The following is a 26,273-nucleotide window of genomic DNA, read 5'->3' on the forward strand; positions in this document are numbered from 1 at the left end:
TGACGAGGTTGATGTGTGCACGGGCTCTGTCAGCTTTTCTTTTAGCTGGGCTTTTAGCTGGACTGTTAGCTTCGCCGGGGGTATTCGCCCATGGTGTAGCACAACAAGATCAAGGCTTTATAGCCAATGCCTTCGGTGTTCACGTTTGGCCTTTTATGTATTTGGGCGCCAAACATATGGTAACTGGCTACGACCACCTGCTTTATCTTGTGGGGGTCATTTTCTTCTTATCGAAATTTCGCGATATAGCCATATTTGTCAGCCTTTTTGCTTTAGGGCACTCCATAACACTGCTGGTTGGCGTGCTGTCTGGCCTTCACGTAAACCCCTATCTTATTGATGCCATCATTGGTTTGTCTATTTGTTATAAAGCTCTAGAAAACCTAAGCGAGTTTCGCTTTTTAAACCCTAAAATAGCCGTATTTGGTTTTGGGTTAGCCCATGGTTTTGGGCTTTCAAGTAAATTACAAGACTTAACGCTGTCAGCGAACGGACTATTACCTAACATGCTGGCATTTAACTTGGGTGTCGAAATTGGCCAATTGTTGGCTCTTGTAATTTTGCTTAGTAGCTTATCTTGGTTACGTAAGCAGCCTCACTACCTAGCTATTTCAAACACTGTAAATATAGGGCTATTTGGAGCTGGGCTTGTATTGTTCGGCATGCACATTCCGGCTATTTGTTGCGCTGACATGTAAGAGACATGCTTGAGATATTTATTGGGTAACGCATTTAAGTAATGCATTTGGGGAAAGCCAATAGCATAAAAGATGCCCTGAAAAATGCTTAAAAAACAGTACAGATAACGACAAAAGAAAGCATTAATAGTACGGCGAGAAAAAAACGCAGTGAAGGAAAAATAAATAATGACATTGTTGAACAAAATAATACTCACCACCGTCGCCGCTGGCGCTATTTTAGTGGTGGCTATTTTGCCCGCAGAATATGGCATCGACCCTACAGGTTTAGGCAGTACACTCGGCCTTGTGAACATCGCTAAAAATGATGCGACAGAAACTGAGCTTTCACAAGAAAAAAACACTAATCGTTTTGATGCACAAGACTTAACGTTGTCATTTAACATTGGCGAATACGATCCCACCCCCGAGCGCATAAACGAGTCGGTACAGGGGCTTATTCACCTTGAAGATACACCGTTTAAATCAGAAACCTTTGATATTGAAATTGAAGACTACGGCGAAATAGAACATAAATTCATTATGCCCGCTGATAGTACATTCGTGTATAGCTGGGAAGTACTCAATCCTAGTGGCGAAGGCGTGTATTACGATTTTCATGGCCACCCCTCAAGCCAAGACGCTACGAACTACCCTGAAGGGTTTGAAATGGCCTACGCCAGAGGTGAAGGTACTACCCAAAGCGGCGCTTTCACAACGCCTTTTGCAGGCTATCATGGCTTTTACTTTATGAATATTGAACAAGGGCCTATTACCGTTAGGGTTACGGTAAGCGGCTACTGGAAAGAACATAAAGAAATGTTTCGTGCGGTAGATGGCAAAGTGATAACCAAAGTCCCTTTTTAGATAGTGCCTTTTAGATAGTGCGTTTTAGATTCAGTGCTCCTGCCCTTCGCCACGAAAACCATGCTAACCATGCTAACCAGCACAGGTTACATCAATGTAGATATCAACGATTTTAGCCACATTCTATCACTTGAAGGTGATACCGCCCTTGGCGTTGGCGTGGCTCAAAGTGATGAAACGCTTTGTGATGCGTTAATTCATGCTTTGAAAAATCCATTAGTGCAAACCAACCACATTAGAGGCACACAAGGCGTACTAATTTTCGCTGAAATGCGCTCAAAGTCATCGACCTAATATTGGAATCGCTTTTCAGCATAAATAACACATGCGACAAAAAGTGTCGCACTAGATTACATCTGTGTGCTTCAAAGAGATACACAAACCTAGCAGTAGACAATATACGCATAGTATTACATTATGTAGCATTACATATACTCTATGGATTAATTATGGGAATAGTTAAAATATCTGATGCTTTGCACGAAGAGGTGCGTAAAACCAGCGCGGTTATGGAACGCTCTATTAATTCGCAAGCAGAATTTTGGATGAAAGTCGGTAGGTTAGCAGAGCAAAACCCAAAATTATCTTACGAACAGATCATTGATTTGGAGATGCGTTCTCAAAATGTATTTTCAGTAAGGTTAGTCAGTGAATAACCTTGTAAAATCGCCAAGTGAAATTTCACTCATGCGTGAATCTGGCAAATTACTGGCAAAGGTTTTCAGCGAACTCGATAGTTTTATTGCCCCGGGTATTACCACGCTTGAAATTGATAGCTTTGTAGAGCGGTACATTGTTGATTGCCTTAATGCGAGACCCGCAAGTAAAGGGCAATACGGGTATCAATTTGTGCTTAATAGCTCTGTGAATGACGTAGTTTGTCATGGCGTTCCTTCTGCTGCCAAAAAGCTCAAGAATGGCGATATCGTCAACATAGATATTACCCTTGAAAAAAATGGTTACATTGCGGATAGCAGCAAGATGTACGCTATCGGCACTGTTTCACCCATAGCGAGTAAATTAGTTGATGTAACGTATGAAGCAATGTGGAAAGGCATAAACACCGTTAAGCACGGCTCGACAATTGGTGATATTGGCTTTGCTATTCAACAGCATGCGCAGAAACATGGTTATAGTGTTGTTCGCGATTATTGTGGCCACGGCATTGGAAAGGAAATGCATGAAGAGCCTCAAATTCTCCATGTAGGTAGCGCGGGAACTGGGCTGAAATTGGAAGCAGGCATGACATTCACAATAGAGCCCATGATTAATCAAGGAACTTATAAAACGAAGCTCAAAAAAGACGGTTGGACCGTTGTGACAAGAGATAAGAAGCTATCTGCTCAATGGGAACACACGGTCTTGGTAACAGCGACAGGCGCAGAAGTACTAACGTTAAGGGCTTCTGAACGCTAATAAATAGCTAGCCTTTAATGAATAGCGGAAATGTCTTAAAACTCACGCCTTCATGGCCCGACTTCATAAAATTACGAATATTCGCGTGATCATCACCATCAGGATTCTTTAAAACGTCATCGCGATAGAAGCCACCAAACAACGCTAACGTTTGCCCTTGGGTAAGCTGAAGATACTGTCCTAACGCAAGTAACTTGCACGAACCATTGTTTTGGTTAGCATCGTTGCTTACTTCGCCATTGATAAAAGCCGTTGGCGTGAAAGTAAAGGCATTATCGATAAGCGCAATAACATCAGCAAACTCAACGCTTTCAGGAGAGTCATTAAGGTGCTTTGTTAGTGCATGAACATCGTTGTATTTCATAAGAAAATTCCGTATCTGAACTGAAAAAAGAGAGTTAAAATCGCATTTATAGGGTTGAGTTAGTCTGATCGCCACCGAACACTACTTGATTACGGCCATTCTCTTTGGCTTGTAGCAGCGCTTTATCGGCTCTATCGATAATAGATTCCGCTTTGCTGTCGGTCGACGCTAAGGTAGCGACACCTAAACTAACGGTAACTTGGAGCACCTGTGATGTGTTATCCAAGACAATCTCCAGCTTACTCACTGCCGCTCTTACCCGCTCGGCAATGATCTGTGCTTGTTGGCATGAAGTACTGGGCAAAATAGCAATAAACTCCTCGCCGCCAAAACGACCCAGGGTGTCATAATCCCGCAAGGTAACTTGAATGGTGTCGGCAATCGCTTTGATAACCGTATCTCCCACTAAGTGGCCATAGGTGTCATTGACTCGCTTAAATTTATCAACATCGACCATAATGATGCTGAGTGTGCCTTGTGACCGCAACGAACGGTTGTATTCACATTCCAGTTGCTCGAATACTTTACGCCTATTATATAAACCGGATAACGGATCTAAACTAACTAGGTTGATCAGTTGCTTGTTCTTCTCTGACAGTTTTTGATTGACACCTTTTATTGTGTCATACCAGGAAATCATAGCTCGGTAACCTAAATAAGATAGCGCCAATATCACCGCGAGTAAGATGAAAAGCGGATATGACAAACTATCTACGGTGTTTTGTGCTTGCATTAAACTCATAGTTTGGCCGCTTGCCCAGTCGATAGAGGCCATTTGTTGCAGGCTGATATAGCGTCCAGCACCAACAAAGCACAGTACTACGATAATAAAGCCACTTATCATCGCAATAATGGAGCCTTTGGCATTGTTCAACTTGAGACTACTGTTTTTAACCTCGGCTAACTGCCGCTGCACCGCAGGACCAAAAAAGTACAAAATTGGGGCGACTATCAGGCAGCTTTGCAGCCAGCCGCCAAACCACCAGCCTAACCATACAGGGTAAGCGACATTTAACCCTACATTATTGGTTAAAGCCCAGATAAATGCGCCGATAGAGCCGGCCAATGACGCCACCAAGGCAATCATGAAAAAGCCCACCAAAGACTCTAGGTTATTCAAATCTTTGCTTATCGGAGTTGTCCGGTAAAACATGGCGTACATCGCCAGACCAATTGGATTAGCGAATGCAAAAACAACAATCCACTCTATCGGCATACCGCCAAAAAGCGCTACGCAAAATGTGGAGAAATAAGCGGGTATGGCAGCCCACAAAAAGCCAAACCACATTACTAAGGGTACACAAAACAACATAGGAATATAAATGGTAAGGTAAATAGAGGTCGTACCTAGGTCGACCGCAATACCTGTCCATTCAAAGACTCTGGTTAAGATACCAGAGGGTATGATAATTACACATAGCGCTAACCACAGCAGCAGCACTGCTCGTGGCTTTGAACCGGCCCGCCACATGGTAAGAGGTGAGAACCTGATAAAAGTATTACCAAGTGGGAGATTAATGCGTGAACTTTCATCACTAATATCGGGGGTTTCCAACAATGGGATCGCCTTAAGAATACTTTACGAAGAGACCTTACCCCATCTGCTGACGTTGCGGATACACCAGCCAACTAGATGCGCTTGCTAAGCTCTTTAACATAACCCGAAATCAATAAAAATACCACCTGCGACATCTTTCAAAAAATGATTAATTGAGCCTTAGCGTACAGCCACGCCCAACTGCAATGCAGCTGCAACGTCAAATACTCATCGCAGTTTAAAGCAACGATATTTATATGTAGTACAATGCCGTTTAAATCAAACGTTTTAAAGAGTCGCCAATGATAGATGATCAAGAAAGTAAAACTGAACAGCTAATTCACACTATTAGCGACCTTGCAAAATACGTTGATTATTCATTTCTTAACAGCCTAGTGGCAGACCCACAAGCACAAGATGATGGCAATGAGCATAACCCAAGGCAGGTATTCTCTGGGCATTATGTACCGGTAACACCAACCCCCATAGGAAACCCCACGTATGTTGCTCATAGCCACACTTTATTTGAAGAATTAGGGTTTGATAATAGCCTTGCCCACACCCCTGAATTTATGCGCTTGTTTTCGGGCGACATGTCTTCCCTCCCTTCTGAAATAAAGCCCTATGGATGGGCTACTGGCTATGCACTGTCTATTTATGGCACTGAATATATTCAGCAGTGTCCATTTTCAACGGGAAATGGCTATGGAGATGGTCGAGCCCTTTCTGTGCTGGAAACAGTTACCAATGGAAGGCGCTTTGAAATGCAGTTGAAAGGCGCAGGAAGAACACCATACTGCCGAGGTGCAGACGGCAGAGCGGTATTGCGCTCCAGCGTGCGAGAGTTCTTAGTACAAGAACATATGCACGCACTGGGTATTCCTACTTCTCGTTCTCTTAGTTTATTTATGTCTCAGTCGGAAACTGTCGACAGGCCTTGGTATTTAGAAGGCTCAAACTCCCAAGACCCAGAAGTTATGGTGCCAAACCTTGTGGCCATTTCAACCCGCGTCGCCCCTTCATTTATTCGCGTGGGTCAGCTAGAGCTTTTTGGAAGACGGGCAAGAAGCATCGAACATCCAACGGCTTTAAAAGAGCTGCAGGTTTTGACAGCGCACTTGATTGAACGCGAATATAAAAACGACATCGATACAACACAACCCTTTGAAAGCCAGCTTGCTGTCCTTGCCGCTGCGTTTCAAGACAGGCTTACGTCGCTTGTCGCCCATTGGATTCGAGTAGGTTACTGCCAAGGAAATTTCAATAGCGACAACTGCGCGGCGGGAGGATATACATTAGATTATGGGCCGTTCGGATTCTGTGAGTTATTCGACCCTGCTTACCAACCATGGACTGGCGGAGGTCGTCACTTCTCGTTTCTTAACCAACCTGTAGCAGCAGAAAAGAACTTTGCTATGTTTTGTCGCGCCATTGAGCCATTGCTTGCCGATGCACCAGAGGAACTAGAAGCATTGCGCGATGTGAACAGCAACTTTGCCACGGTCATGCAAGAAAAAATGGATAACATGTGGGCCGCAAAACTCGGGCTTGCGGTTTACGACAATGACCTTTTGCTGCAACTGTTGCACTTAATGATGCGTACCGGTGTGGACTATAACCATTTTTTCAGAGAGTTATCTAACCTTCCTACGACTGTTGATGCGCTGAAAACGAGTTTTTATGCTCCGTTAAAAGAAGACATGATTTCCCAGTGGAATGGGTGGCTGCAAGATTGGCGAGCTCAACTTGAAAAGTCGGGGGATATTAACGAAGTCGCGACAAAAATGAAGCTTACCAACCCGAAATTTACCTGGCGTGAATGGTTAGTTGTGCCGGCATATAAAGAGGCGGAAGTGGGTACTTTCAATCGTATTCACGCACTACAAGAAGTGCTTACCAAGCCTTACGAAGAACAATCAGCGCAAACAGAAAGTGATTATTACCGTTTGCGCCCTCGAGAATATTTTGGTGCTGGCGGTATTTCTCACTATAGCTGTTCTTCGTAGAGAGTTAGCCCTTTAAGTAGGGCCAGCAGTTACAGTGAAGTTAGATACTACTGCGAGCGGTTACTTTGCCTCAACAAAGCGCGCTTCTAAGTAGCCGATAATCGCTTTAGAATCATATAGCCACTCAACGCCATCGTTACTTTCAATTCGAAGACATGGCGTTTGAATTTTTCCGCCGCCCTGTAACAACTCTTCTCTATAAGGCGAACCCTCTGATACATTCCGCTTTTGAATAGGCACATTGTATTTGTACATTGCCCGGCGAGTTTTAATACAGAAAGGACAACCAAAGAACTGATATAAAGCCAATTTTTGGCTTTCTTCAGCAACCTGTACTTGTTTTTCTGGCGAACGTTTTAGCTTAGTGCCACGGGTAATTACATCGACAAAAGCAATGATAGCCCCAAGTAAGTTACGAATAAGGGTTATAAAGAATTTCATTTTACGGCTCTACTAACGAATGATGAAATAAAAACGCGATTGTACTACTTGGTGCCGCCCTTTAATAATTAAGATGCTATTAATTTTAGTGTTTCGATAACCTGAGTTTGAAACATACTATGCAAGCACGACTTACACCTTTAGAACTTTCGCCGTTACAACTAACGAGCTAAACACCAAACAACACGCAGACAGGTGAATAGCAAAGCAGGAGAAAACATATGTTAATCTTTCATTGTAAAATAAAGTGATGTTCAAACAAAAAGAGAAATTATGAAAAAGCGGTATTTGCTAATTTGTTCATTACCCCTTGTAGGCTGCTCTGTTACCCCAACTAAATTAGGTGTAAATGGCGAAGCCCTTAACGACTGCCCTATTACTCCTAACTGCTTCCGAAGTAAGAATAACGAGTCTCAAGATACGACACCTATCCTATTTAAGGGCTCAAGGGCGGCAGCGAGAGAAAAAATAGTTAGCATTGTTAACTCTCTACCTCGAACCACAATAGTTGAGGAGCGAGATAACTACATAAGAGTAGAATTCAGATCGCAATTAATTGGTTTTGTAGATGATGTAGAATTTTTGTTTTCACAGAAGCCTGGTGATGGAACGCAGATTGACTTTAGGTCGGCTTCGCGGCTGGGAGTTTCTGATCTTGGCGTAAACAAAGCGCGAATGAAAAATATTAAAGCGTTGTTCGCTCAGTGACACTGAAAACTTTAAAACCCAAATAACTAAAAGATTTATGTTTAAAAGATTGTATTTTTAATTCTATAGTGTTTACAAAACATAGAATTACAAACACAAAAAAGCCCCGCTCTTGGCAAAGAAACGGGGCTTTTTTATTTGGCGGAGAGAGAGGGATTCGAACCCTCGTTAGGTTTAACCCTAAACACACTTTCCAGGCGTGCGCCTTCAGCCACTCAGCCACCTCTCCAAATTTTTGTGCTATTTGCGGTGAACGCAAACGGCGAAATATTGCCAAGGCGTTTGCCTGAAGCGCGCGTACAATTTATCTTGAGCGGGCGTATACTAGGTAAAGCGAGCGTCTTAATCAAGACGTTGCGCGAAAAAACACGCTAACTGCTGAATTATTACTCGCCTTTACCTTAATAAGCGTTATAGCCCGCCTTTTGCTTTTAATTCTTCCGAGAAGTTAAGCATTCGGTCAAGTGGGATTAAAGCGCCCTCACGCAGGCTGTCGTCAACGAAGATCTCATGGCCTTCATAAGTTACCCCTAACGAGGCTTTTATCGCCTCAAGGCCGTTCATGGCCATCCACGGGCAGTGAGCACAGCTCTTACAGGTTGCGCCGTTTCCACCAGTAGGTGCTTCGATAAATGTTTTATTTGGCGTGAGTTGCTGCATTTTATAGAAAATGCCCTTATCGGTAGCCACAATGAAGGTGTCATTATCCATGGTTTGCGATGCTTTGATCAGTTGGCTGGTTGAGCCTACTGCGTCGGCCATATCTACCACGCTGGCGGGTGATTCAGGGTGAACCAATACTGCCGCGTTAGGGTACAGCGCTTTCATGTCAGCAAGCTTTTGTGCTGAGAACTCATCATGAACAATACATTCGCCCTGCCACATCAACATTTCTGCGCCAGTTTGTTTGGCAATGTACGAACCTAAATGACGATCAGGGCCCCAAATAATCTTTTTGCCTTGGCTATCTAGGTGCTCAACAATCTCTAGCGCAATACTAGAGGTTACCACCCAGTCGGCACGGGCTTTAACCGCGGCAGAGGTATTGGCATATACCACAACAGTATGATCAGGATGTGCATCACAAAACGCACTGAATTCTTCTATAGGGCAACCAATGTCTAGTGAACAGGTTGCTTCCAATGTTGGCATTAGCACCGTTTTTTCTGGGCTAAGAATTTTTGCGGTTTCGCCCATGAAGCGAACGCCTGCCACGATAAGGGTTTGTTCTTCTGCGTCACGACCAAAGCGCGCCATTTCTAATGAGTCAGCTACACAACCACCAGTTTCTTCCGCTAGTGCCTGAATTTCAGGATCGGTATAGTAATGCGCAACCAGTACGGCGTTTCGCTGTTTAAGCAAAGATTTAATCTCAGCTTTAAGCGCCGCTCTACGGGCATCTGATAATGGCTGTGGTTTAGCGGGAAAAGGATACTCAACCTGTTCCACTCGAAAGGCTACTGACATTGACCTACATCTCGGTTGTGACAAGGGCGTGGATTATACCCGACTGTCATAAAAAATACATACTACTTAGTTAAGGACAATTGACTAATTTTCAACCATGCCATCCTAAAAAACTGAATCACAGATAAAAGAATTTGCCGTAAAGCGTTTACGCGAATTGATATGAATTGGTATTTAGTCTTTTGGAATTTTATTAAAGTTGATATTTAATTTTTTAAGATTTAGTTAGTAGTCGCAAGTTTGTAAAAGCAGAAGAATTTAACTTGTATATTTTCGCGCTGTAGCGGGCTTAACTTAGCTAAGTATCGGTAGAAGGTATTCGTGAAGATAACGATTTTCGAATTTGAGGCTTGGTAGAAAGCACATTTGGAGTTGATGGTGGGTCGTGCTGGATTCGAACCAGCGACCAATTGATTAAAAGTCAACTGCTCTACCAGCTGAGCTAACGACCCATCAAATAACACATTTACTACTCACACATTCACAAATGAAGCGGTGAGAAAACAAGCTATTGGTATTAGCTTGATTGTATTTCGCTTTCAAATGATGGTGGGTCGTGCTGGATTCGAACCAGCGACCAATTGATTAAAAGTCAACTGCTCTACCAGCTGAGCTAACGACCCGTCATTTGGAGCCAGGAGAAGAATTGGTGGGTCGTGCTGGATTCGAACCAGCGACCAATTGATTAAAAGTCAACTGCTCTACCAGCTGAGCTAACGACCCAATCTTTCCTGATGTTGCCTGTGTCTTGGCAACGGCGGCATATAATACTCAGATTTTTTTCTGACGCAACCCAAAAGGCGTTTTTATTTTGATTTTTGTAGTAAAAAGCATTCAACCGCTCAAAATCAACACAAATCGCGCATAATTCCTACCACAAAACCTGCATTAAACTTTTTTTGACCGAAAAATTACTACCGAATTAAGCCTAAAAAAATGCGTGTTTTTTGGAATTTCTTTGAAAATATACTCATAAATATTGTGACTGGTTCAGTACAAGTGAGGTATAAAATTTCAAAAGGGAGAAAAAAAACCTCTCGTTACGAGAGGTTTTTTCATTATAGATTATTTAATCTAGATTCCGCTAACCGCTTTGCAGAAGAATTAGGGTATTCACTTATTACTTGCTGAAAGAAATTTCGTGCCCCGCTACTGTCGCCGGTACGTTCGGCAATGACACCTAACTTCAATAATGCATCTGGACGTTTCACTGAATCAGAGAAACGGTTAGATACGATATTAAATTGTTCGATAGCGTCATCCCATTGCTGTTTGTTAAACAACAGCTGACCAAGCCAGTAGTGCGCATTTGGCGCATATTCACTATTCGGAAACCGTTGTATGAACGACTGAAAAGCGGGAATTGCTTTATCGTACTCACGAGATTTCAGAATAAGATTAACAGCACTGTCATACGCTTCGTCCTCACCCTCTTGTGGGGATGATGAGCCTGTAGAGGGGGTAACCCCTGCAGAATTACTTAGCGAGGCGCCAGCGCCACCAGCGTTAGCTAAACCGCCTTGTTTAAGTGCCTCAACACGCTTATCTATCTCAAGATACAATTCACGTTGACGTTCTAGCACCTTTTCCAGCTCGTTGGTATTAACTTCAACAGACCCTCGCAATTGGTCAACTTCACTTTGCATGTTGTCCAATTGGGTTTGTAAACGGTGCTGCATTTCAGTTCGGCTTTTAACAATGCGCTCTAAAACAGCAATTCGCTGTTCAAGATTGCTGCCGCCATTGGCATCTACCACTGGCGCCTGTGCAAAGGCCGAACTTGAAATAGCAAAGGCGGCACACAAGGTGACGCCTGCTTTAATAGATTTAATTGCTGTAAAAGCCATTATCGGTAAACAACCACTCCGCGACGATTTTGCGCGAATGCGTATTCAGTTGAACCCATTACCGCAGATTTTTCCTCACCGTATGAAACAACCATAATTTGGCTGCTGCTTACACCAGCGTTCATTAGGTAAGTTTCAACAGACTGTGCACGGCGCTCACCAAGAGCAATGTTATACTCTGGCGTACCACGGCTATCAGTGTGACCTTCAATAGTCACCTTCATGCTTGGGTTTTTCACCAAAAATGCCGCGTGTTTATCAAGTAAACGTTGGAATTCTGGTTTGATGCTAGCGCGGTCAAAATCGAAGTAAACGGTTTGTTCGTTTTTCAACGCTTCCATTTCTTGTTGAACCATTTCTTCTGAACGCTTCATGCGTTGAGCCGCTTCTGCTTCTACGCGCTGAGCTTCAGCTTGACGAGCATCTTGCTCTGCTTGTGCTTGTTCTTGTGCAAGACGGTTACGTTCAGCGGCTAGCTCTTCTTCGCTAGGGCCAGACGAACAGGCCATCATGGTCACCACTGGCAAGGCGATAATGAAGCTCTTCATTAATTTATTCATTTGCATCCTACTAATCCTTAAATGTTATTGTTTGATATTTCAATTGTTAGAACAAAAATGGTGACCAACTTGGCGATTTCACTTGCCCATCGGCTGCCGGCAATCTGGCTTTAAAGCGCCCATCAAGTGAAACAAGTGAAAGTACTTGTGTCCCTTCATGAAGGGTACTATAAATAATCATACTACCGTTAGGCGCTACACTAGGAGACTCGTCCAGAAAGGTTCTTGTTAGAACCTGAGGAGAGCCGCCGTCTAATGCCTGTTTAGCAATATGGTAGTTTCCATTGGTTTGATTAACCACTACCATCTGCTTACCGTCGGGCGTTAATGTTGCACCCAAGTTCTGTTCGCCTACAAAAGTAACGCGTCTTACCTTTCTAGAATTTAAATTTACGCTATATATCTGGGGTTTACCACCCCGTTCAGAGCTAAAAATTAAACCACTACCGTCAGGTAGCCATGAAGGCTCTGTATCGATGGCGCGATTGCGCGTTACTCTAGTCAAATTTTTCGTCGCAAGATCCATAACATAGATCTCTGGGTTCCCATCTTTCGACAAAACCATTGCAAGTTGCTTGCCATCTGGTGAAAACGCAGGGCTTCCGTTAATTCCAGGGAAATCGGTAACTGTTGTACGTTTACTCGTATAAATATCTTGTATAAATATTTGAGGTCTACGGTTTTCAAAACTTACATACGCTAACTTTTCACCGTCTGGTGACCAAACCGGAGACATCAATGGCTCTGGTGAAGACAACAAACGCGTTTCGTTCTCTCCATCATAGTCAGCAATTACTAGCTGGTAAGGTTTTTCGTACGCATCTCTGTCACGTACAATAACATAAGCAATACGTGTTAAGAATGCACCGCGTACGCCTGTCAATTTCTCGTACACTACATCACTAATGCGATGTGCATATTGTCTGAAATCTCTAGGGCTAATAATAGACTGTCGCGCCGCAATAACGTGTTCGTTACTTACGACTAACTCACCATTTTTCAATACCTGAGACTGGCCACCGTCTAGCTGACCTTTTAGTACATCGACCAATTGGTAAGATACTAAATATTTATCGGCCCCTTCAGGTTCAATACTACCTACCAACACAGTATCAACGCCAAGTGACGCCCACGCCGAGTAGTTAACCTCATCAGCGGTTTCAGGCATTTGTGGCATTTTACTTGTTGCTACCGGGCTAAATTTACCACTACGCATCAGGTCTGCCATGATGACTTCAGAAATATCGCTAGGCAATGTGCCTGCACCTTTCCACTTAAACGGCACTACGCCAATAGGTCGAGCGCTGTTTATGCCTTCAGTGATCACGATTTCTAACGTCGCGAACACCTTGGCACTAAATACCATCGCGATGGCGGCTATCCATAAACCTGTTTTTTTCATTGCACTACAGTTCCACTTTTAAGTTAATATCTTTTAATTGCTCATAGACGTCGGCCGCATCCGATACTGGCAGTTCTTCTGCGCGGCGTACGGCACTTTCCGCCGCTCTGCACAAGGCATCGTGCCCGCCTAAGATACGTATGCTAGTCACATAACCTGTGGTAGCCAACTTGATATTCAATCTACATACCTTACCTTTGAAGCTGTCATCGTCGTACAAGTTCCGTTTTATCGTTTGCTGAATTAACGCGGTATAACGCTCTACTTCAGTCAGAACTTGTGCATGTCTTCGTTGTTGCTGAGCCGCCTGCTCTTTCGCAAGTTGCTCTTGCATAATTCTCTCCATCTCAGCATTTTCTGCGGCTTCTTTTTTCTTACGCTCTGCATCTGCTTTCGCCTTAGCTTCACGCTCCTTACGTTCTTGTTCCTTTTGCGCGGCTAACTGCTCTAGCTCTTTTTGACGTTTGAATTCTGCTTCTTCAGCTTGTTTCTTCTCTCTAGCTTGCTTAGCCTCTGCTGCCCTTTTACGCTTTGCTGCAGCTGCCTGAGCTTCCTTCTTCTTTCTTTGCGCTTCTACCTCTCGTGCTTGCGCTTCTGCTTGCGCTTGTTCTCGCTTGGTATCAGCGATGGCTTGAGCATCAATAAAGGTAGCTTCAATAACCGGCGCATTTGTGGCCATTGTGGGCAAGGGAGAAGGTGAAAAGCTGACGCTAATTAGCAACACTGCAGCTACACCTAGGTGCAGTGCGATAGATTTATAAATGCCAACAGAACTTGCAGTCATCAATAAACCTACTCTGGCTCAACAGGATCTGTCATTAAACCTACAGAAGGCACACCTGCGCCTTGCAATAACACCATAAGTTGAATGACTTCATTATAAGCAACTTGCCCATCTCCTTTTACTACCACTGGCGTATTAGGATCTTTTTGTAGCTGAGCTTGTACTAAGGCTGCTAAGTCTTCTTGCGCCAGAGGCGACTCTTGGTCGTCTCCTACGTTAAGAAAGTAGCGGCCTTTAACGTCTACTGACGCTATAATAGGTGGATTATCTTCTTGTTCAATAGGGTTCGCACTCGCTTTAGGTAAATCAACTTTCACCCCTTGCGAAATAAGCGGAGCCGTAACCATAAAGATAATTAGTAGCACCAACATCACATCGATGTAGGGCACTACGTTAATTTCAGAAACCGGCCTACGGCGTTTTCTTACATACATAATTATTCCTCTCTCACCAGTGAGCTAAGCTCGCTTCTATGTTCGCGTTTACGCTTGCGGTTGCTGAGCTTGACCAGATACCGCCTGACGGTGAAGAATGGCAGAAAACTCTTCCATGAAGTTACCGTAGCTGTTTTCCAGTTTTTCAACTTGGTGACTAAAACGGTTATACGCAATAACCGCAGGAATGGCCGCAAATAAGCCAATTGCCGTTGCAATAAGGGCTTCAGCAATACCTGGTGCAACCATAGCTAGCGTAGCTTGTTGTACTTCACCTAATGCGATAAAGGCGTTCATGATCCCCCAAACCGTACCAAATAGGCCGATATACGGGCTAATAGAACCAGCAGTAGCTAAAAACGGAAGACGACTTTCTAATTCTTCCACTTGGCGAGACATAGTTACGCGCATTGAACGGTAAGTACCGTCTACAATAGCATTGGTACCGGTACTTGATTTGCGTAAGCGGACAAATTCTTTGAAGCCAGCACAAAAAATAGTGCCAATACCTGATAAGTTAGGGCGAGCAGAAAGCTCTTGATAAAGTCGATTTAAATCAGCGCCCGACCAAAACTTGTCTTCAAACTGACGCATCTCTTCTCGTGCACTTGAAAGCGCTTTACTACGCTGGAAGATAAATGTCCACGACGCGACTGATACGCCTAGCAACAGCAACATAACAAGTTGAACAATAAAGCTGGCCTGCAAAAATAGGCCGATAAAAGTAAGATCAGATGACACGCGTTATTTCCCCTAACAGTGTACGTGGTAGTCGTCTAGGCTTCATACTATCTAGACTGACACAAGCAACTTGAATATCAGCAGATACTAAAGTTACATCTTGTTTATTTTTAATGGTTTGTTGAAACGTCATACTCGCTCCTTTCAATTCTACAACCTGCGTTTCAATACTCAACAGGTCATTGAATCGAGCAGGCGCATAGTTATGCATTTCAACGCGTTTGACGACAAAAGCCACCGATTGTTCCATTAATATATCTTGTTCGAAGCCAAGGGCTCTAAGCCACTCGGTTCTAGCCCTCTCCATAAACTTAAGGTAGTTGGCATAATAGACAATGCCCCCTGCGTCGGTATCTTCGTAATACACTCTTACTTGGTGTAAATGCATAAATATTCTTTCACCGTCAATAAAATTAATCTATCGTTGAGATAACTGGCAGCATATCATTAACTCAACTTACCGTAACCACCCCTCTCAACATCAGCTACGTAGAGTGTTTAGCTGTGTTTAATGATAAAATAATAAACCATTAACACCCTCGCAACACATTAGTTTTTCTAAGGCTAAAAAACAATTTTACTCAATTGTAAGAATTTAAACTAAGCCTATAATACGCAGCATCAGTCCTACAGAGCGTAATGGTGTATCACACGGTTATGCAAGAGTTTTTCTCCTGTTAGACATGAGTTCCCTGGATTTATTTCCTTTAACACTTGTTGTTTTGGCCCGTTCATTGAGCGGGCTTTTTTTTGCCTGAAGAAAAGTGAAGGAAAGTAGTAAATAAAAGAAACTAAGCATGAGCGTACATAGGCTTGCTCATGCAAAAAAACACTTAGTTTCTAAACTGAAGGGGTAAAGCCAAAATGAAGATAGGCACGTTGCGAGACGATACGTCCACGCGGAGTGCGCTGTAAGAAACCTTGCTGAATAAGAAAGGGTTCAATCACATCTTCAATGGTTTCTTTCTCTTCACCAATTGCTGCTGCTAAGTTGTCTAGCCCTACTGGACCACCATCAAATTTCTCTATGATGGCACAAAGCAATTTCCGATCCATATAATCGAAGCCTTCTTTATCTACATCTAGCATATCCAATGCCTTTGCAGCGGTTTCAACGCCAACCGTACCATCAGATTTAATTTCAGCGTAATCTCGAACTCTTCTTAATAGCCTGTTGGCAATACGCGGTGTACCTCTAGAGCGACGTGCAATTTCTTGTGCCCCTTCTGGGCTCATATCTAAATTCAAGTAACTCGCACTGCGAGCAACAATGGTAGTGAGATCTTTAACCGAATAAAACTCTAGGCGTTGAACTATGCCAAAACGGTCTCGCAATGGCGATGTAAGCGAACCTGCACGGGTTGTAGCCCCGACTAAGGTGAAAGGTGGCAAGTCTAGCTTAATAGAACGAGCGGCTGGCCCTTCGCCTATCATGATATCTAATTGATAGTCTTCCATGGCCGGATACAGAATTTCTTCTACAACAGGGCTTAAGCGATGAATTTCATCAATAAAAAGAACATCGTTGCGCTCAAGGTTAGTAAGCAGTGCGGCTAGGTCTCCGGCTTTTTCAAGTACCGGCCCCGAGGTGGTTTTTATACTTACATCCATCTCGTTCGCCACGATATTTGCTAGGGTAGTTTTACCCAAGCCAGGCGGACCAAATATAAGTAAATGATCGAGGGCATCGTCACGCTTTCTAGCAGCCTGAATGAAGATTTCCATCTGCTCACACACGTGGGGCTGGCCTGTATAATCATCAAGCATTTTGGGGCGAATAGCACGGTCGATAACTTCATCTTCGGTACTCGCATCGGGCGTAATCAGTCTATCAGCTTCTATCATCAGGGCTCTGCTTTAAGGTAAATCGGCAACGTAGGTCTATCGTTTTTGGCATACTTTGGCTTATTTTGACCTGCAATAAATAAGATTCAAATAGCGGCTTTTAGGGCTTCACGAATAAGCGACTCGCTTTCCATGCCTTCTTTATACACGCTATCGATAAGTTTGCTTGCCTGAGCTGGCTTATAACCTAGTGCCACCAGCGCACTCTGGGCATCTTCTCGTGTGTCGTTTACTTCCACCAGGGTATTGTTATTAAGTAAGTCGCCACTTGGCGGTGGAATAGCAATACTTTGTACTTTGCCGAACTTCGCTAATCTGTCTTTTAACTCAACGACTAACCTTTCTGCGGTTTTCTTGCCAATGCCCGGCAAGCTCACTAATGCAGAAACGTCCGCATTTTGAACCGCAGACAAAAACTGACCTGCTGACATGCCCGATAATATAGTTAGGCCTAGTTTAGGACCAACCCCATTGGCTTTTATTAGTTCTCGGAACAAGCCTCGCTCCATTTTATCAGCAAAGCCGAACAGTAATTGCGCGTCTTCTCGCACTACGAAATGGGTATAAACAACGACTTCTTCACCCACAGCTGGTAGTTGATAGAAACTGGTCATAGGCATATGAATTTCATAGCCTACCCCGTTTGCATCTACCAAAATTTCTGGGGGCTGCTTTTCGGCCAATATACCGCGAATACGTCCAATCATGACTGCTCTCTTACATGGTATTTTCCCAATGTAGGGAAATAAAACGAATAGGAAGGTTCTATTGTTTACAAACAGTGTTTACAAAAAGTGATTACAAAAACGCATGCTTTTTATAGGCGAGCAAAGCAATTAGCGTAAACGGCCTCGCACTGTTTTACGTGCTTGCCCTGCCATATTTATTAGGCTTTGCTCGGTATGAGCATGACATAGCGCCACAGCTAGAGCGTCAGCAGCATCAGCTTGCGGTGTACCGCTTAAACTCAATAAATGCTTCACCATGTGCTGCACTTGCGTTTTATCTGCACTACCCTTGCCTACGACAGCCTGTTTTATCTGCCTAGCCGAGTATTCTGCTACTGGCAATTCACCTTGAGTGGCTGCCACAATAGCGGCGCCGCGGGCTTGCCCTAACTTTAATGCAGAATCAGGGTTTTTTGCCATAAACACTTGCTCAATAGCAAATTGCGCAGGGTTGTACTGACGAATAATATCGCTAATACCGGTATAGATATTAGCAAGTCTCGACGGCAAATCTGCCGTTCCTACGCGAATACAACCACTCGCCACATACACAAGTTTACCCTGCTTACGCTCAATAACGCCGTAGCCTGTAACCCTAGAACCTGGATCTATACCCAGTATAACCATTAAGGTACGTTTGGTACAAACATTGATACCGCCTCTTTGTTTGAAGGCGACCAAAGTCGCGCTAATGCTTGTGCTTTATCTACCCACTCATACTGCAAATGTTCAGTAAGCACCAACGGCAAGGTACTGTCTACTTGAAGAGAAAAAACGTGTTCGGTGTTAAACCGTGTTCCGGGGGGATATCGATGCAGCCAACGGCTGCGAATTTCGTATTGGTTTTGTCTATTGTGATTAAACATTTCAATAGACAACTGTTTGGCGTCAATCCCTGTTTCTTCCGCCACTTCTCGGTACGCGGTTTCAATGGGTAATTCACCGTCTTCCATTGCGCCGGTGACCGACTGCCAAAATTCAGGGTCGTCATTGCGTTGTAGCAAAAGTACCTTGTGGTGCTGATCGTACAGCACCACAAGGACTGACTCGGGCTTTTTATAAGCCATCGTTTACGACGGCTTTTTTACCGTTGCAATCGCCAACTCTTCCAACTGCTTTGGATTCGCAGGGCTTGGCGCAGACGTTAATGGGCATGCCGCTGTGGTGGTTTTAGGGAATGCCATGACATCGCGAATTGACGTCGCACCAGTCATTAGCATCACTAAGCGGTCTAAACCAAACGCAAGACCTGCGTGAGGCGGTGCACCAAAGCGTAAGGCTTCAAGTAAGAAGCCAAACTTGTTCTTCGCTTCTTCTTCATCTATACCCAAAATGTCAAATACGGCAGATTGCATTTCTTCATTGTGAATACGTACTGAACCACCACCAAGCTCGCAACCGTTTAATACCATGTCGTAGGCATCAGACAATGCGCCGACAGGGTTGGCTTTAAGCTCTTCTGCAGTTAAGCCACGAGGCGCAGTAAACGGATGGTGTATAGCATGCAGCTGTCCATCGAACTCTTCGAACATTGGGAAGTCGACAACCCACAACGGCTTCCACTCGCCTTCTAATAACTCAAAGTCTTCACCTAGTTTAAGGCGAAGTGCGCCCATGGCTTCGGTAACTACCGTGTTAGTGTCGGCACCAAATAACAAGATGTCGCCAGCTTGAGCGCCAGTGCGCTGCAAAATACCGTCGGTAATATCTTCACTTAGGAACTTAAGAATAGGTGATTGTAAACCTTCTTGGCCTGGTGCCATTTCGTTTACTTTCATCCACGCTAAGCCTTTCGCGCCGTAAATGCCTACGAACTTAGTGTACTCGTCAATTTGCTTACGAGACATGCTCGCACCGCCTGGTACACGAATAGCCGCAACACGACCTTTAGGATCGTTAGCAGGGCCACTGAATACTTTAAACTCAACGGTTTCCAGTAAGTCAGCAATATCGGTAAGCTCTAGCGGGTTGCGTAAATCGGGCTTGTCGCTACCAAAACGTTTCATTGCTTCGGCGTAAGTCATACGCGGGAAATCGCCCAAATCTACATTCAACATGGTGTTGAATAAGTCGCGGATCATGCTTTCAGTAATGGCCATAACACCATCGGCATCTAAAAACGTAGTTTCGATATCGATTTGGGTAAATTCTGGTTGGCGATCGGCACGTAAATCTTCGTCACGGAAGCATTTAACGATTTGATAGTATCTGTCCATGCCAGACATCATCAGCAATTGCTTAAACAATTGAGGCGATTGCGGCAGTGCAAAGAATTCACCTTTATGGGTACGGCTAGGTACTAAGTAATCACGAGCACCTTCAGGTGTCGCTTTGGTCAAAATAGGAGTTTCAATGTCTAGAAAGCCTTCGCCTTCTAAGAAACGACGTACTGCACCGGTTACTTTAGCGCGAAACTGTAAGCGCTGGCTCATAACAGGGCGACGTAAATCAAGGTAACGGTAGCGTAAACGCTGCTCTTCAGAGTTCTCTTGGTTCCAATCAAGTGGTAGCGCATCAGAGCGATTGATGATTTCTAGACCTGTGCCTAAAATCTCAATTTCGCCGGTACGCATATCTTTGTTGATTTGGCCTTCAGGGCGAGCACGCACTTTACCGGTAAGCTTCACGCAGAATTCACCGCGAAGTTTATTCGCTACGCTTAATACCTCTGGTAAATCAGGGTCGAATACCACTTGAACGATACCTTCGCGGTCTCGTAAGTCGATGAAGATTACGCCACCTAAGTCACGGCGTTTGTTTACCCAACCACACAGGGTGATTTCTTGCCCAATGTATGATGAATCGATGTTCCCACAGTAATCTGTGCGCATGGTCGTTGACCCCTGATATTCTTATCTTGCGTTACACGATGGTAGGCAAACTCTTGAACCTGCTTGCCATTACTCTACAATGTGGCGCTCGCGCCCCTTGCCATCATGCACTATGTGTTAAATTAAGGTCGCATAGTATAAACAAATGCGCAGTAAAGCCCAATGACAAATACAAACAATCCTGCAGTAACTAAATTATCAACTTCTTCGGCGCTACCCAAGGTATTTATTGGCTTGCCGCAGTGGCAGCATAGTCATTGGCCCAAAACCTGGTTTGCTAATTACCCAAAAAGTGACAATCAACTGATTCATTACGCCAAGGAGTGCAATACGGTTGAGGGGAATACGACCTTTTATTCTCTTCCCCATTCTGATGCCGTATCACGCTGGGAACAATCAGTAGGTAGCGATTTTTCATTTACCTTTAAATTCAACCAACAAATTACCCATGTTCATCAATTACTGCATTGCGAAGATGAAGTGAATGAGCAATTACAAATACTTGCGCCGCTTGAGCATAAATTAGGCGTGATGCTGCTTCAACTACCTGCAAGCTTTGGCCCTGAAAAGCTAGAACGATTGGCGGCGTTTTTGCATCTTATACCTCGCCATATTACCGTTGCGGTTGAAGTCAGGCATTTAGCATTCTTCGGCAAAGGCGATGAAGAAAAACAGTTAAATCAGTTATTAATAGAGTACAACGCCAACCGTATTATTATGGACACCCGCGCGTTATTTACCGGTGCTGATACAAACTCTAGCGACAGTGCGCTTTTACGTGAGGTGCGGAACAAAAAACCTAGAGTGCCCGTGAATGTGATTGCCACCGCAAACAACCCTGTGGTTCGTTTTGTAGGAAATGATAATGATGAAGATAATATTGCGTGCTTAACGCCTTGGGTGAATAAGATTCATCAATGGCGACTTGAGGGGAAAAGCCCGTATTTCTTTTGTCATCGACCTGATAACAAAGATGCTCCCTGGTTGGCGCAGCAGTTTATTGACTTATACAATAGTAAGTACAGTGATGCGACAATTCCTAATCTGGCAATTAAAGAACAGCCTAGCCAAGATAGCTTGTTTTAACGTACATTCGTATGCGAATAAATTTCGCATAAAATGTTGCTGTTACGCCTAGCCAAAAGAACGAAAGCCTGACCATACGTCAAGAATATTAACTAGTGCTTATTCTTTCCTTCCTATAAACTGACGACTATTGAGACAATCTCAATAGTAACTCTATATTTAAGTGAAATAATTAATGGAATCACCAAAGCTTGATCGCGAAACATTGCGATTAAAAGCCCTAGAAAATTTAAACATTCTAGACACCAAACCCGACGCACAGTTAGATGCCGTTACCAAAGCAACCCAAGAATATTTCAAATGCAAAATCTGCTTGGTGAGTTTAATTGCTGAAGACAGACAATGGTTTAAATCTCGCCAATGTTTAGATGTGTCAGAAACACCACGCAATATTTCTTTTTGCACTTACGCGATAGCGGAAGAAGAATATTTAATTGTTACCGACGCCACAAAGGACAGCCGTTTTGCTGGCGGGCCATTGGTGAAAGGCGAACCTCATATCCGGGCTTATGCAGGCGCTATTCTTCGTTCAAATGATGGGTACGAGCTTGGCACCTTATGTGTCATTCATGATGAACCAAGAAAATTCTCTGCTGAAGAAATTCGCGTGTTGCAAGAAATGGCTAAGAAAGCAGAAACCATTATCAATGAGAATAAATGGTAAGTTAGCAATCGCTGACAAGGCTGGTAAAACCCGCTCTTCTAATCTAAATAAAAAAAGCTGCCACATTCGGTGGCAGCTTTTACCTAATAAGCTTTAAAGACGCTTTCAGTGCTGCTCTTACTAACGAAAATCTCCCGCATCTAAATCATGCTTTTTCATTAACTTGTGCATATCGGTACGATTACGTCCGGCGAGTTCCGCCGCACGTGTTACGTTGCCATCTGTCATTTTCAAAAGCTTGTTCAAATACTGTTGTTCAAAAGCATCTCTGGCTTCGGTTAACGTTGGCCAACTTTGCTTAGTGGCTGACAGCGCTTGCTCTACAAGGTGCAGTGGCACTACTGGTGTTTGTGTTAAAGCAACACATTGCTCTACCACGTTTACCAATTGACGCACATTTCCTGGCCAAGATGACTTCACTAACAACTGCATTGCATCATCTGAAAACTGACTAACGTTAACACCATGGCGCTGAGCACTTTGTTGCAACAGTGAACGAGCAAGCAATGGAATATCTTCACTTCGCGCTTTCAACGATGGAAGCTTTAAGTTCACTACATTTAGGCGGTAGTATAAGTCTTCCCTGAAAGTGCCCTCTTCCATTTCTTTGAGTAAGTCTTTGTGAGTAGCCGAGATGATACGAACATCAATATCAACATGCTTACTACTGCCTACAGGCCTGATTTGGCGTTCTTGTAATGCTCGTAATAATTTAACTTGTAATGTCATTGGCATATCGCCAATTTCATCTAAGAATAACGTACCGCCATCGGCTTCACGAAACAAACCTGGATGAGCGGCTACTGCACCGGTGAAAGCTCCTTTAGCATGTCCGAACAATTCTGACTCAAGTAAGTTTTCGGGTAGTGCGCCACAGTTAATAGCGACAAAAGGCTTATCGCGTCGGTCACTTGCCTGATGCATCGCGTTAGCTAATAGTTCTTTACCTGTGCCACTTGCGCCGCTAATTAGTACACTGACTTCTCGTTGCGCAATTCTGTATGCTTGATCAAGGACGTTAAGCATATCTTGAGAGCGGGTAACAATACTTTTCGCCCATTCACCGGGCTGAGCCGCTTGTGACTGACTTAATGCTTTTTGTAACAAAGTACGCAGCTCATCATGGTCGACTGGCTTCGGTAGGAAACCAAAAACACCACGCTGAGTGGCCGCCACCGCGTCCGAGATTGTGCCGTGAGCGGTCATCAAAATTACGGGAATATCTTTTCGAATGCCCATGATTTCTTCAAATAAACTTAACCCGTCAAGTCCAGGCATACGCAAATCACTGAGTACTACGTCAAAAGCATCATTTTGAAGCTTTCTTAACGCAGCATTGCCATCTTCAACCGCAGTAACTTGATAACCCTCACCTTCTAAGCGAATAGTTAAGAGGCGAAGTAAACTTTTATCATCATCAACCAACAATAAATGGGGTTTGTTCTTGCTACTTTCATTCATTGTTAGTTGTTCCTGTTTTTATCCATAAGTGTTGCTTCAATTTGGAGTAGTTCTTCTAGTTTTTTCTGCTGAGCCTTAAGCTCGGCATACAGCTTTTGTAATTCTTGACCTCGAAGAGTATTTTCTTTACTTAATACACTCAACGCAGACTCAAGTTCCATTAATTGTTTGTTTGGGTTACTTACCACAACTTCAATGACCAACGCAGCGGCGTCGGTAAATTCAGGCATTAAGTCATCTATTGAAAGTTGGGCACGTAGCCTATCTTGATACGGGGTATCGCTGGATAAGGATAAAAGGTAAGCGTGAATTTTGTCTTTTTTTGATTGACCAAGCGCTGCTAACTGCGCTTTGCGTTCAATCCAAGGCGTGGCATCAGCTTCAAGCCAAACTTCCAACCAGTAAGCCATGTCGCAATTGTAATCAAAATTTTCAGGTTCTGAAATGAACAGGCAAATATCGTCGTCTACAGCCACTTCAATCATCTGGGGTGGTAAAACTTCAATTTTCTGTTCGATTGGCTGCTTAGACAACACACTGCAACCCGACATCATCGTCAGGGCCAGTATCATACAACTTATTCTCATTTTATTTTTCCTGTTGAGGAATCGTCACCCTAAAGCACACATCAGCATAATCAACATCGACAACTTGTACGTCGCCATGCATCAGTCGCGCGCAATCCGCAACAATCGATAAGCCTAGCCCTGTGCCTATAACATTATCATTTCTCGGCTCTGCGCCACGGGTGAAAGGTTCAAACAGTGTTGCAACCGACTCTTTGGCAATCCGCTTGCCTCGATTTGCAACGTCCAATATAGCAAAGTTATTATCTAAATATATATGTACATTAATGGGTCGACCAACAGCACCATGCGCTACTGCGTTAGACACCAAATTGTCGAGTATTCGCCTGAATAACTCTTCGTCAGCCCAAATATGCTTACAATCAACCGACACTGTCACTTCGCGTTCTTGTAACGCTAGGGCGTAATCACCTAAACATGCATCAACCAACTTCTTCGCATCAGTATTAACAATGTCGGGCTGAGCTTGCTGTAACAACAAGTTATAATCGAGTAATTTTTCGATTAGTGTGTTTAGTCTTTGCGTACTTGCGCTAAGTAGCGACAATACTTCACGTTGAGGGTCATTTAAATCGCCCACAACATTTTCCGACAATAAACTACATCCTTCTTTAATACTGGCTAACGGTGTTTTCAACTCGTGAGCAGCATGGCGCAATAAGGCTGTGCGAATATGCTCTAATTGACCAAGGCGATCGTACAGCCAATGCAGATCTTTCTCCACATCTATTAACTCTCGCGGTGCTTGGCGAGACAAAGGGGGAAGATCACCTTGCTGATGAGCCACTATACGAATTATCTGCTTTAATTTATTGACTGGATTAACAATTAGTTGGCTTCCCAAAAGGATAAGCAACAAGGAAACACTTACCAACATCGCCGTAGACCACGCTTGCTTTGCTTGCATCGCGTTTAAGTCATCTTGCTGCACTTTGACCCGCTCGGAAATCGCAAGTTCCACGTCATCTCGAAGTTGTGAAACACTTCGTGCTACGTTAGCAAGGTACGCATTAAGTAGGAGTTGGTCTTCAATCAAGCGGTAATCAGACAGGTCGCCCAATTGTTCTGACAACCTTTCGCAGGTTTCCTGAACAGATAAGGCTTGGCAAAGATTATCAGCGGCCACCGCGAACTGATCGAGTGCATTATCGGATAAGGTGGCAACTTTCTCGGTTCGAATAACCGCGTATTGGCGAATACTTCGCTCTAAGTCAACAACAGCACCATCTAAGCGCTGCATATCGCCCACAACATCAACCACGTATCGGGTTTCCAATGTGGTCATTTGCCCCACTTTGGCTAAGTCACTTTGACTTTGCCACAACAGCGCAATCAATGGGATCAACGCCAGCACGAAGCTACCTAGCGTTAGTTGACGTAATGAGCCTAGCTGAACCAGCCGTTCACCAAATGAAAATTTCTCAATCAGAGTGGTATTCCTTCAAACAAGTACCGGCAGGCGCATCTGCTAGACTATTATATATATTGTTCGCTAACGACAGCTATTCACTGACCGCAGATTTTGCATTTCCTGGTGTCAGTTTACTTTTTGCTAATTCGGCTTCGGTTAATTTGCCATCTTCATTGTCGTCAATTAACCCAAAATTACGCAATAGTTCGGTGTGACGAACCGCTTCTTTCAGTGATATCAAACCGTCTTTATTGGTATCTAACTGCTGCATTAACGTTTTTGCAGGTGACGCGTGCGCTTCAACTACCGAAATAGCTTGTATCGCCGCGATGGTAAGTAAAATCAGAAAAACCTTCTCTAGTCGTTTCATCATGAATCCTCCGCATTACTGCTTGTTTATAAATCCCTT

At 43.8% G+C, this 26,273-nt stretch carries 29 protein-coding genes and 4 tRNA genes; 9 read left to right on the forward strand and 24 right to left on the reverse strand.

Annotated elements, in window-relative coordinates:
* The first annotated feature begins 11 nt into the window (after positions 1 to 11).
* The 5 genes from AV939_RS08715 (at position 12) to map (ending at position 2,960) form a co-directional block, all read left to right on the forward strand.
* Complete coding sequence (locus tag AV939_RS08715) at positions 12 to 698, forward strand: HupE/UreJ family protein (protein WP_057792927.1); 687 nt, start codon at positions 12 to 14, stop codon at positions 696 to 698.
* A gap of 168 nt (positions 699 to 866) precedes the next feature.
* Complete coding sequence (locus tag AV939_RS08720; RefSeq protein WP_057792929.1) at positions 867 to 1,544, forward strand: hypothetical protein; 678 nt, start codon at positions 867 to 869, stop codon at positions 1,542 to 1,544.
* Positions 1,545 to 1,604: 60 nt separating this feature from the next.
* Positions 1,605 to 1,838 (forward strand): hypothetical protein, encoded by a 234-nt coding sequence (locus AV939_RS08725; RefSeq protein ID WP_057792931.1) that lies wholly within the window; start codon positions 1,605 to 1,607, stop codon positions 1,836 to 1,838.
* A 155-nt stretch (positions 1,839 to 1,993) separates the two neighbouring features.
* A complete protein-coding gene (locus AV939_RS08730; RefSeq protein ID WP_057792933.1) occupies positions 1,994 to 2,200 on the forward strand; it encodes a ParD-like family protein in 207 nt (68 codons plus the stop codon).
* Complete coding sequence (map, locus tag AV939_RS08735; protein WP_057792935.1) at positions 2,193 to 2,960, forward strand: type I methionyl aminopeptidase; 768 nt, start codon at positions 2,193 to 2,195, stop codon at positions 2,958 to 2,960. Before AV939_RS08730 ends, map begins: the two co-directional genes overlap by 8 nt.
* Positions 2,961 to 2,967: 7 nt before the next feature.
* Here map and AV939_RS08740 read toward each other — a convergent pair whose 3' ends face one another.
* Positions 2,968 to 3,324 (reverse strand): HopJ type III effector protein, encoded by a 357-nt coding sequence (locus tag AV939_RS08740; RefSeq protein WP_057792937.1) that lies wholly within the window; start codon positions 3,322 to 3,324, stop codon positions 2,968 to 2,970.
* A gap of 46 nt (positions 3,325 to 3,370) precedes the next feature.
* The gene (locus AV939_RS08745; RefSeq protein ID WP_057792939.1) at positions 3,371 to 4,882 is read right to left on the reverse strand and encodes a GGDEF domain-containing protein; all 1,512 of its coding nucleotides are present in this window, start codon (positions 4,880 to 4,882) and stop codon (positions 3,371 to 3,373) included.
* A gap of 281 nt (positions 4,883 to 5,163) precedes the next feature.
* Here AV939_RS08745 and AV939_RS08750 point away from each other — a divergent pair, with 281 nt between their 5' ends.
* Complete coding sequence (locus AV939_RS08750; RefSeq protein WP_057792941.1) at positions 5,164 to 6,867, forward strand: protein adenylyltransferase SelO; 1,704 nt, start codon at positions 5,164 to 5,166, stop codon at positions 6,865 to 6,867.
* 60 nt (positions 6,868 to 6,927) lie between these two features.
* On the opposite strand, the gene AV939_RS08755 is transcribed toward AV939_RS08750, so the two are convergent.
* Complete coding sequence (locus AV939_RS08755) at positions 6,928 to 7,308, reverse strand: glutaredoxin domain-containing protein (RefSeq protein WP_057792943.1); 381 nt, start codon at positions 7,306 to 7,308, stop codon at positions 6,928 to 6,930.
* Positions 7,309 to 7,581: 273 nt separating this feature from the next.
* On the opposite strand from AV939_RS08755, the gene AV939_RS08760 reads away from it, so the two are divergent.
* On the forward strand, positions 7,582 to 8,016 hold the full coding sequence (locus AV939_RS08760; RefSeq protein WP_057792945.1) for a DUF1499 domain-containing protein: 435 nt from the start codon (positions 7,582 to 7,584) through the stop codon (positions 8,014 to 8,016).
* Between the two features lie 139 nt (positions 8,017 to 8,155).
* On the opposite strand, the gene AV939_RS08765 is transcribed toward AV939_RS08760, so the two are convergent.
* From AV939_RS08765 to aspS, 17 genes are all read right to left on the reverse strand, one after another.
* A tRNA-Ser gene (locus tag AV939_RS08765) sits at positions 8,156 to 8,245 on the reverse strand.
* Between the two features lie 182 nt (positions 8,246 to 8,427).
* Positions 8,428 to 9,483, reverse strand: a complete 1,056-nt coding sequence (nadA, locus tag AV939_RS08770) for a quinolinate synthase NadA (protein ID WP_057792947.1) — start codon at positions 9,481 to 9,483, stop codon at positions 8,428 to 8,430.
* A 376-nt stretch (positions 9,484 to 9,859) separates the two neighbouring features.
* Positions 9,860 to 9,935, reverse strand: a tRNA-Lys gene (locus tag AV939_RS08775).
* A gap of 95 nt (positions 9,936 to 10,030) precedes the next feature.
* Positions 10,031 to 10,106: transfer RNA gene (locus AV939_RS08780), tRNA-Lys, on the reverse strand.
* Positions 10,107 to 10,130: 24 nt separating this feature from the next.
* Positions 10,131 to 10,206, reverse strand: a tRNA-Lys gene (locus AV939_RS08785).
* 335 nt (positions 10,207 to 10,541) lie between these two features.
* The gene (gene ybgF / locus AV939_RS08790; RefSeq protein WP_057792949.1) at positions 10,542 to 11,330 is read right to left on the reverse strand and encodes a tol-pal system protein YbgF; all 789 of its coding nucleotides are present in this window, start codon (positions 11,328 to 11,330) and stop codon (positions 10,542 to 10,544) included.
* Positions 11,330 to 11,896, reverse strand: a complete 567-nt coding sequence (pal, locus tag AV939_RS08795; protein ID WP_057792951.1) for a peptidoglycan-associated lipoprotein Pal — start codon at positions 11,894 to 11,896, stop codon at positions 11,330 to 11,332. Before pal ends, ybgF begins: the two co-directional genes overlap by 1 nt.
* Before the next feature lie 40 nt (positions 11,897 to 11,936).
* Positions 11,937 to 13,292: a Tol-Pal system beta propeller repeat protein TolB gene (gene tolB / locus AV939_RS08800; RefSeq protein ID WP_057792953.1), complete on the reverse strand. Its 1,356-nt coding sequence runs from the start codon at positions 13,290 to 13,292 to the stop codon at positions 11,937 to 11,939.
* Between the two features lie 4 nt (positions 13,293 to 13,296).
* Positions 13,297 to 14,076, reverse strand: a complete 780-nt coding sequence (tolA, locus tag AV939_RS08805; RefSeq protein ID WP_057792956.1) for a cell envelope integrity protein TolA — start codon at positions 14,074 to 14,076, stop codon at positions 13,297 to 13,299.
* 8 nt (positions 14,077 to 14,084) lie between these two features.
* Positions 14,085 to 14,510, reverse strand: a complete 426-nt coding sequence (gene tolR / locus AV939_RS08810) for a protein TolR (RefSeq protein WP_057792958.1) — start codon at positions 14,508 to 14,510, stop codon at positions 14,085 to 14,087.
* A 48-nt stretch (positions 14,511 to 14,558) separates the two neighbouring features.
* Positions 14,559 to 15,251 (reverse strand): protein TolQ, encoded by a 693-nt coding sequence (gene tolQ / locus AV939_RS08815; RefSeq protein WP_057792960.1) that lies wholly within the window; start codon positions 15,249 to 15,251, stop codon positions 14,559 to 14,561.
* Entirely contained in the window at positions 15,241 to 15,639 is a 399-nt protein-coding gene (gene ybgC / locus AV939_RS08820) for a tol-pal system-associated acyl-CoA thioesterase (RefSeq protein ID WP_057792962.1), read from the reverse strand. Before ybgC ends, tolQ begins: the two co-directional genes overlap by 11 nt.
* Positions 15,640 to 16,091: 452 nt before the next feature.
* A complete protein-coding gene (gene ruvB / locus AV939_RS08825) occupies positions 16,092 to 17,096 on the reverse strand; it encodes a Holliday junction branch migration DNA helicase RuvB (RefSeq protein WP_057792964.1) in 1,005 nt (334 codons plus the stop codon).
* Positions 17,097 to 17,182: 86 nt separating this feature from the next.
* A complete protein-coding gene (gene ruvA / locus AV939_RS08830) occupies positions 17,183 to 17,803 on the reverse strand; it encodes a Holliday junction branch migration protein RuvA (RefSeq protein ID WP_057792966.1) in 621 nt (206 codons plus the stop codon).
* A gap of 129 nt (positions 17,804 to 17,932) precedes the next feature.
* Positions 17,933 to 18,451 carry a crossover junction endodeoxyribonuclease RuvC gene (gene ruvC, locus AV939_RS08835; protein ID WP_013784876.1) on the reverse strand — a complete coding sequence of 173 codons (519 nt, stop codon included), beginning with the start codon at positions 18,449 to 18,451 and terminating at the stop codon, positions 17,933 to 17,935.
* Entirely contained in the window at positions 18,451 to 18,891 is a 441-nt protein-coding gene (gene nudB / locus AV939_RS08840) for a dihydroneopterin triphosphate diphosphatase (RefSeq protein ID WP_013784877.1), read from the reverse strand. The genes ruvC and nudB overlap by 1 nt, the downstream gene beginning before the upstream one ends.
* Positions 18,892 to 18,894: 3 nt before the next feature.
* Positions 18,895 to 20,655 (reverse strand): aspartate--tRNA ligase, encoded by a 1,761-nt coding sequence (aspS, locus tag AV939_RS08845; protein WP_057792968.1) that lies wholly within the window; start codon positions 20,653 to 20,655, stop codon positions 18,895 to 18,897.
* A 162-nt stretch (positions 20,656 to 20,817) separates the two neighbouring features.
* Here aspS and AV939_RS08850 point away from each other — a divergent pair, with 162 nt between their 5' ends.
* Complete coding sequence (locus tag AV939_RS08850) at positions 20,818 to 21,741, forward strand: DUF72 domain-containing protein (protein WP_063457190.1); 924 nt, start codon at positions 20,818 to 20,820, stop codon at positions 21,739 to 21,741.
* Between the two features lie 175 nt (positions 21,742 to 21,916).
* Positions 21,917 to 22,405, forward strand: coding sequence for a GAF domain-containing protein (locus AV939_RS08855; RefSeq protein ID WP_057792970.1), 489 nt, complete (start codon positions 21,917 to 21,919; stop codon positions 22,403 to 22,405).
* A 120-nt stretch (positions 22,406 to 22,525) separates the two neighbouring features.
* Here the strand turns inward: AV939_RS08855 and AV939_RS08860 are convergent, their stop codons facing one another.
* From AV939_RS08860 to AV939_RS08875, 4 genes are all read right to left on the reverse strand, one after another.
* Positions 22,526 to 23,866, reverse strand: coding sequence for a sigma 54-interacting transcriptional regulator (locus AV939_RS08860; RefSeq protein ID WP_057792972.1), 1,341 nt, complete (start codon positions 23,864 to 23,866; stop codon positions 22,526 to 22,528).
* A 2-nt stretch (positions 23,867 to 23,868) separates the two neighbouring features.
* Positions 23,869 to 24,453, reverse strand: a complete 585-nt coding sequence (locus AV939_RS08865) for a hypothetical protein (RefSeq protein ID WP_057792974.1) — start codon at positions 24,451 to 24,453, stop codon at positions 23,869 to 23,871.
* A 1-nt stretch (position 24,454) separates the two neighbouring features.
* Positions 24,455 to 25,852, reverse strand: a complete 1,398-nt coding sequence (locus AV939_RS08870; RefSeq protein WP_057792976.1) for a sensor histidine kinase — start codon at positions 25,850 to 25,852, stop codon at positions 24,455 to 24,457.
* Between the two features lie 103 nt (positions 25,853 to 25,955).
* Positions 25,956 to 26,237 carry a calcium-binding protein gene (locus tag AV939_RS08875; RefSeq protein WP_231518523.1) on the reverse strand — a complete coding sequence of 94 codons (282 nt, stop codon included), beginning with the start codon at positions 26,235 to 26,237 and terminating at the stop codon, positions 25,956 to 25,958.
* Between the last annotated feature and the right edge of the window lie 36 nt (positions 26,238 to 26,273).

The sequence above is a fragment of the Alteromonas sp. Mac1 genome, assembly GCF_001562125.1.
GTDB lineage: Bacteria > Pseudomonadota > Gammaproteobacteria > Enterobacterales > Alteromonadaceae > Alteromonas > Alteromonas stellipolaris.

What these genes read in the sequence shown, in the direction of transcription:
- AV939_RS08715 (WP_057792927.1), top strand. Translation starts at nt 12, where the DNA reads ATGTGTGCACGGGCTCTGTCAGCTTTTCTTTTAGCTGGGCTTTTAGCT.
- AV939_RS08720 (WP_057792929.1), top strand. Translation starts at nt 867, where the DNA reads ATGACATTGTTGAACAAAATAATACTCACCACCGTCGCCGCTGGCGCT.
- AV939_RS08725 (WP_057792931.1), top strand. Translation starts at nt 1,605, where the DNA reads ATGCTAACCATGCTAACCAGCACAGGTTACATCAATGTAGATATCAAC.
- AV939_RS08730 (WP_057792933.1), top strand. Translation starts at nt 1,994, where the DNA reads ATGGGAATAGTTAAAATATCTGATGCTTTGCACGAAGAGGTGCGTAAA.
- AV939_RS08740 (WP_057792937.1), bottom strand. Translation starts at nt 3,324, where the DNA reads ATGAAATACAACGATGTTCATGCACTAACAAAGCACCTTAATGACTCT.
- AV939_RS08750 (WP_057792941.1), top strand. Translation starts at nt 5,164, where the DNA reads ATGATAGATGATCAAGAAAGTAAAACTGAACAGCTAATTCACACTATT.
- AV939_RS08755 (WP_057792943.1), bottom strand. Translation starts at nt 7,308, where the DNA reads ATGAAATTCTTTATAACCCTTATTCGTAACTTACTTGGGGCTATCATT.
- AV939_RS08760 (WP_057792945.1), top strand. Translation starts at nt 7,582, where the DNA reads ATGAAAAAGCGGTATTTGCTAATTTGTTCATTACCCCTTGTAGGCTGC.
- nadA (WP_057792947.1), bottom strand. Translation starts at nt 9,483, where the DNA reads ATGTCAGTAGCCTTTCGAGTGGAACAGGTTGAGTATCCTTTTCCCGCT.
- ybgF (WP_057792949.1), bottom strand. Translation starts at nt 11,330, where the DNA reads ATGGCTTTTACAGCAATTAAATCTATTAAAGCAGGCGTCACCTTGTGT.
- pal (WP_057792951.1), bottom strand. Translation starts at nt 11,896, where the DNA reads ATGCAAATGAATAAATTAATGAAGAGCTTCATTATCGCCTTGCCAGTG.
- tolB (WP_057792953.1), bottom strand. Translation starts at nt 13,292, where the DNA reads ATGAAAAAAACAGGTTTATGGATAGCCGCCATCGCGATGGTATTTAGT.
- tolA (WP_057792956.1), bottom strand. Translation starts at nt 14,076, where the DNA reads ATGACTGCAAGTTCTGTTGGCATTTATAAATCTATCGCACTGCACCTA.
- tolR (WP_057792958.1), bottom strand. Translation starts at nt 14,510, where the DNA reads ATGTATGTAAGAAAACGCCGTAGGCCGGTTTCTGAAATTAACGTAGTG.
- ybgC (WP_057792962.1), bottom strand. Translation starts at nt 15,639, where the DNA reads ATGCATTTACACCAAGTAAGAGTGTATTACGAAGATACCGACGCAGGG.
- ruvB (WP_057792964.1), bottom strand. Translation starts at nt 17,096, where the DNA reads ATGATAGAAGCTGATAGACTGATTACGCCCGATGCGAGTACCGAAGAT.
- ruvA (WP_057792966.1), bottom strand. Translation starts at nt 17,803, where the DNA reads ATGATTGGACGTATTCGCGGTATATTGGCCGAAAAGCAGCCCCCAGAA.
- ruvC (WP_013784876.1), bottom strand. Translation starts at nt 18,451, where the DNA reads ATGGTTATACTGGGTATAGATCCAGGTTCTAGGGTTACAGGCTACGGC.
- nudB (WP_013784877.1), bottom strand. Translation starts at nt 18,891, where the DNA reads ATGGCTTATAAAAAGCCCGAGTCAGTCCTTGTGGTGCTGTACGATCAG.
- aspS (WP_057792968.1), bottom strand. Translation starts at nt 20,655, where the DNA reads ATGCGCACAGATTACTGTGGGAACATCGATTCATCATACATTGGGCAA.
- AV939_RS08850 (WP_063457190.1), top strand. Translation starts at nt 20,818, where the DNA reads ATGACAAATACAAACAATCCTGCAGTAACTAAATTATCAACTTCTTCG.
- AV939_RS08855 (WP_057792970.1), top strand. Translation starts at nt 21,917, where the DNA reads ATGGAATCACCAAAGCTTGATCGCGAAACATTGCGATTAAAAGCCCTA.
- AV939_RS08860 (WP_057792972.1), bottom strand. Translation starts at nt 23,866, where the DNA reads ATGAATGAAAGTAGCAAGAACAAACCCCATTTATTGTTGGTTGATGAT.
- AV939_RS08865 (WP_057792974.1), bottom strand. Translation starts at nt 24,453, where the DNA reads ATGAGAATAAGTTGTATGATACTGGCCCTGACGATGATGTCGGGTTGC.
- AV939_RS08875 (WP_231518523.1), bottom strand. Translation starts at nt 26,237, where the DNA reads ATGATGAAACGACTAGAGAAGGTTTTTCTGATTTTACTTACCATCGCG.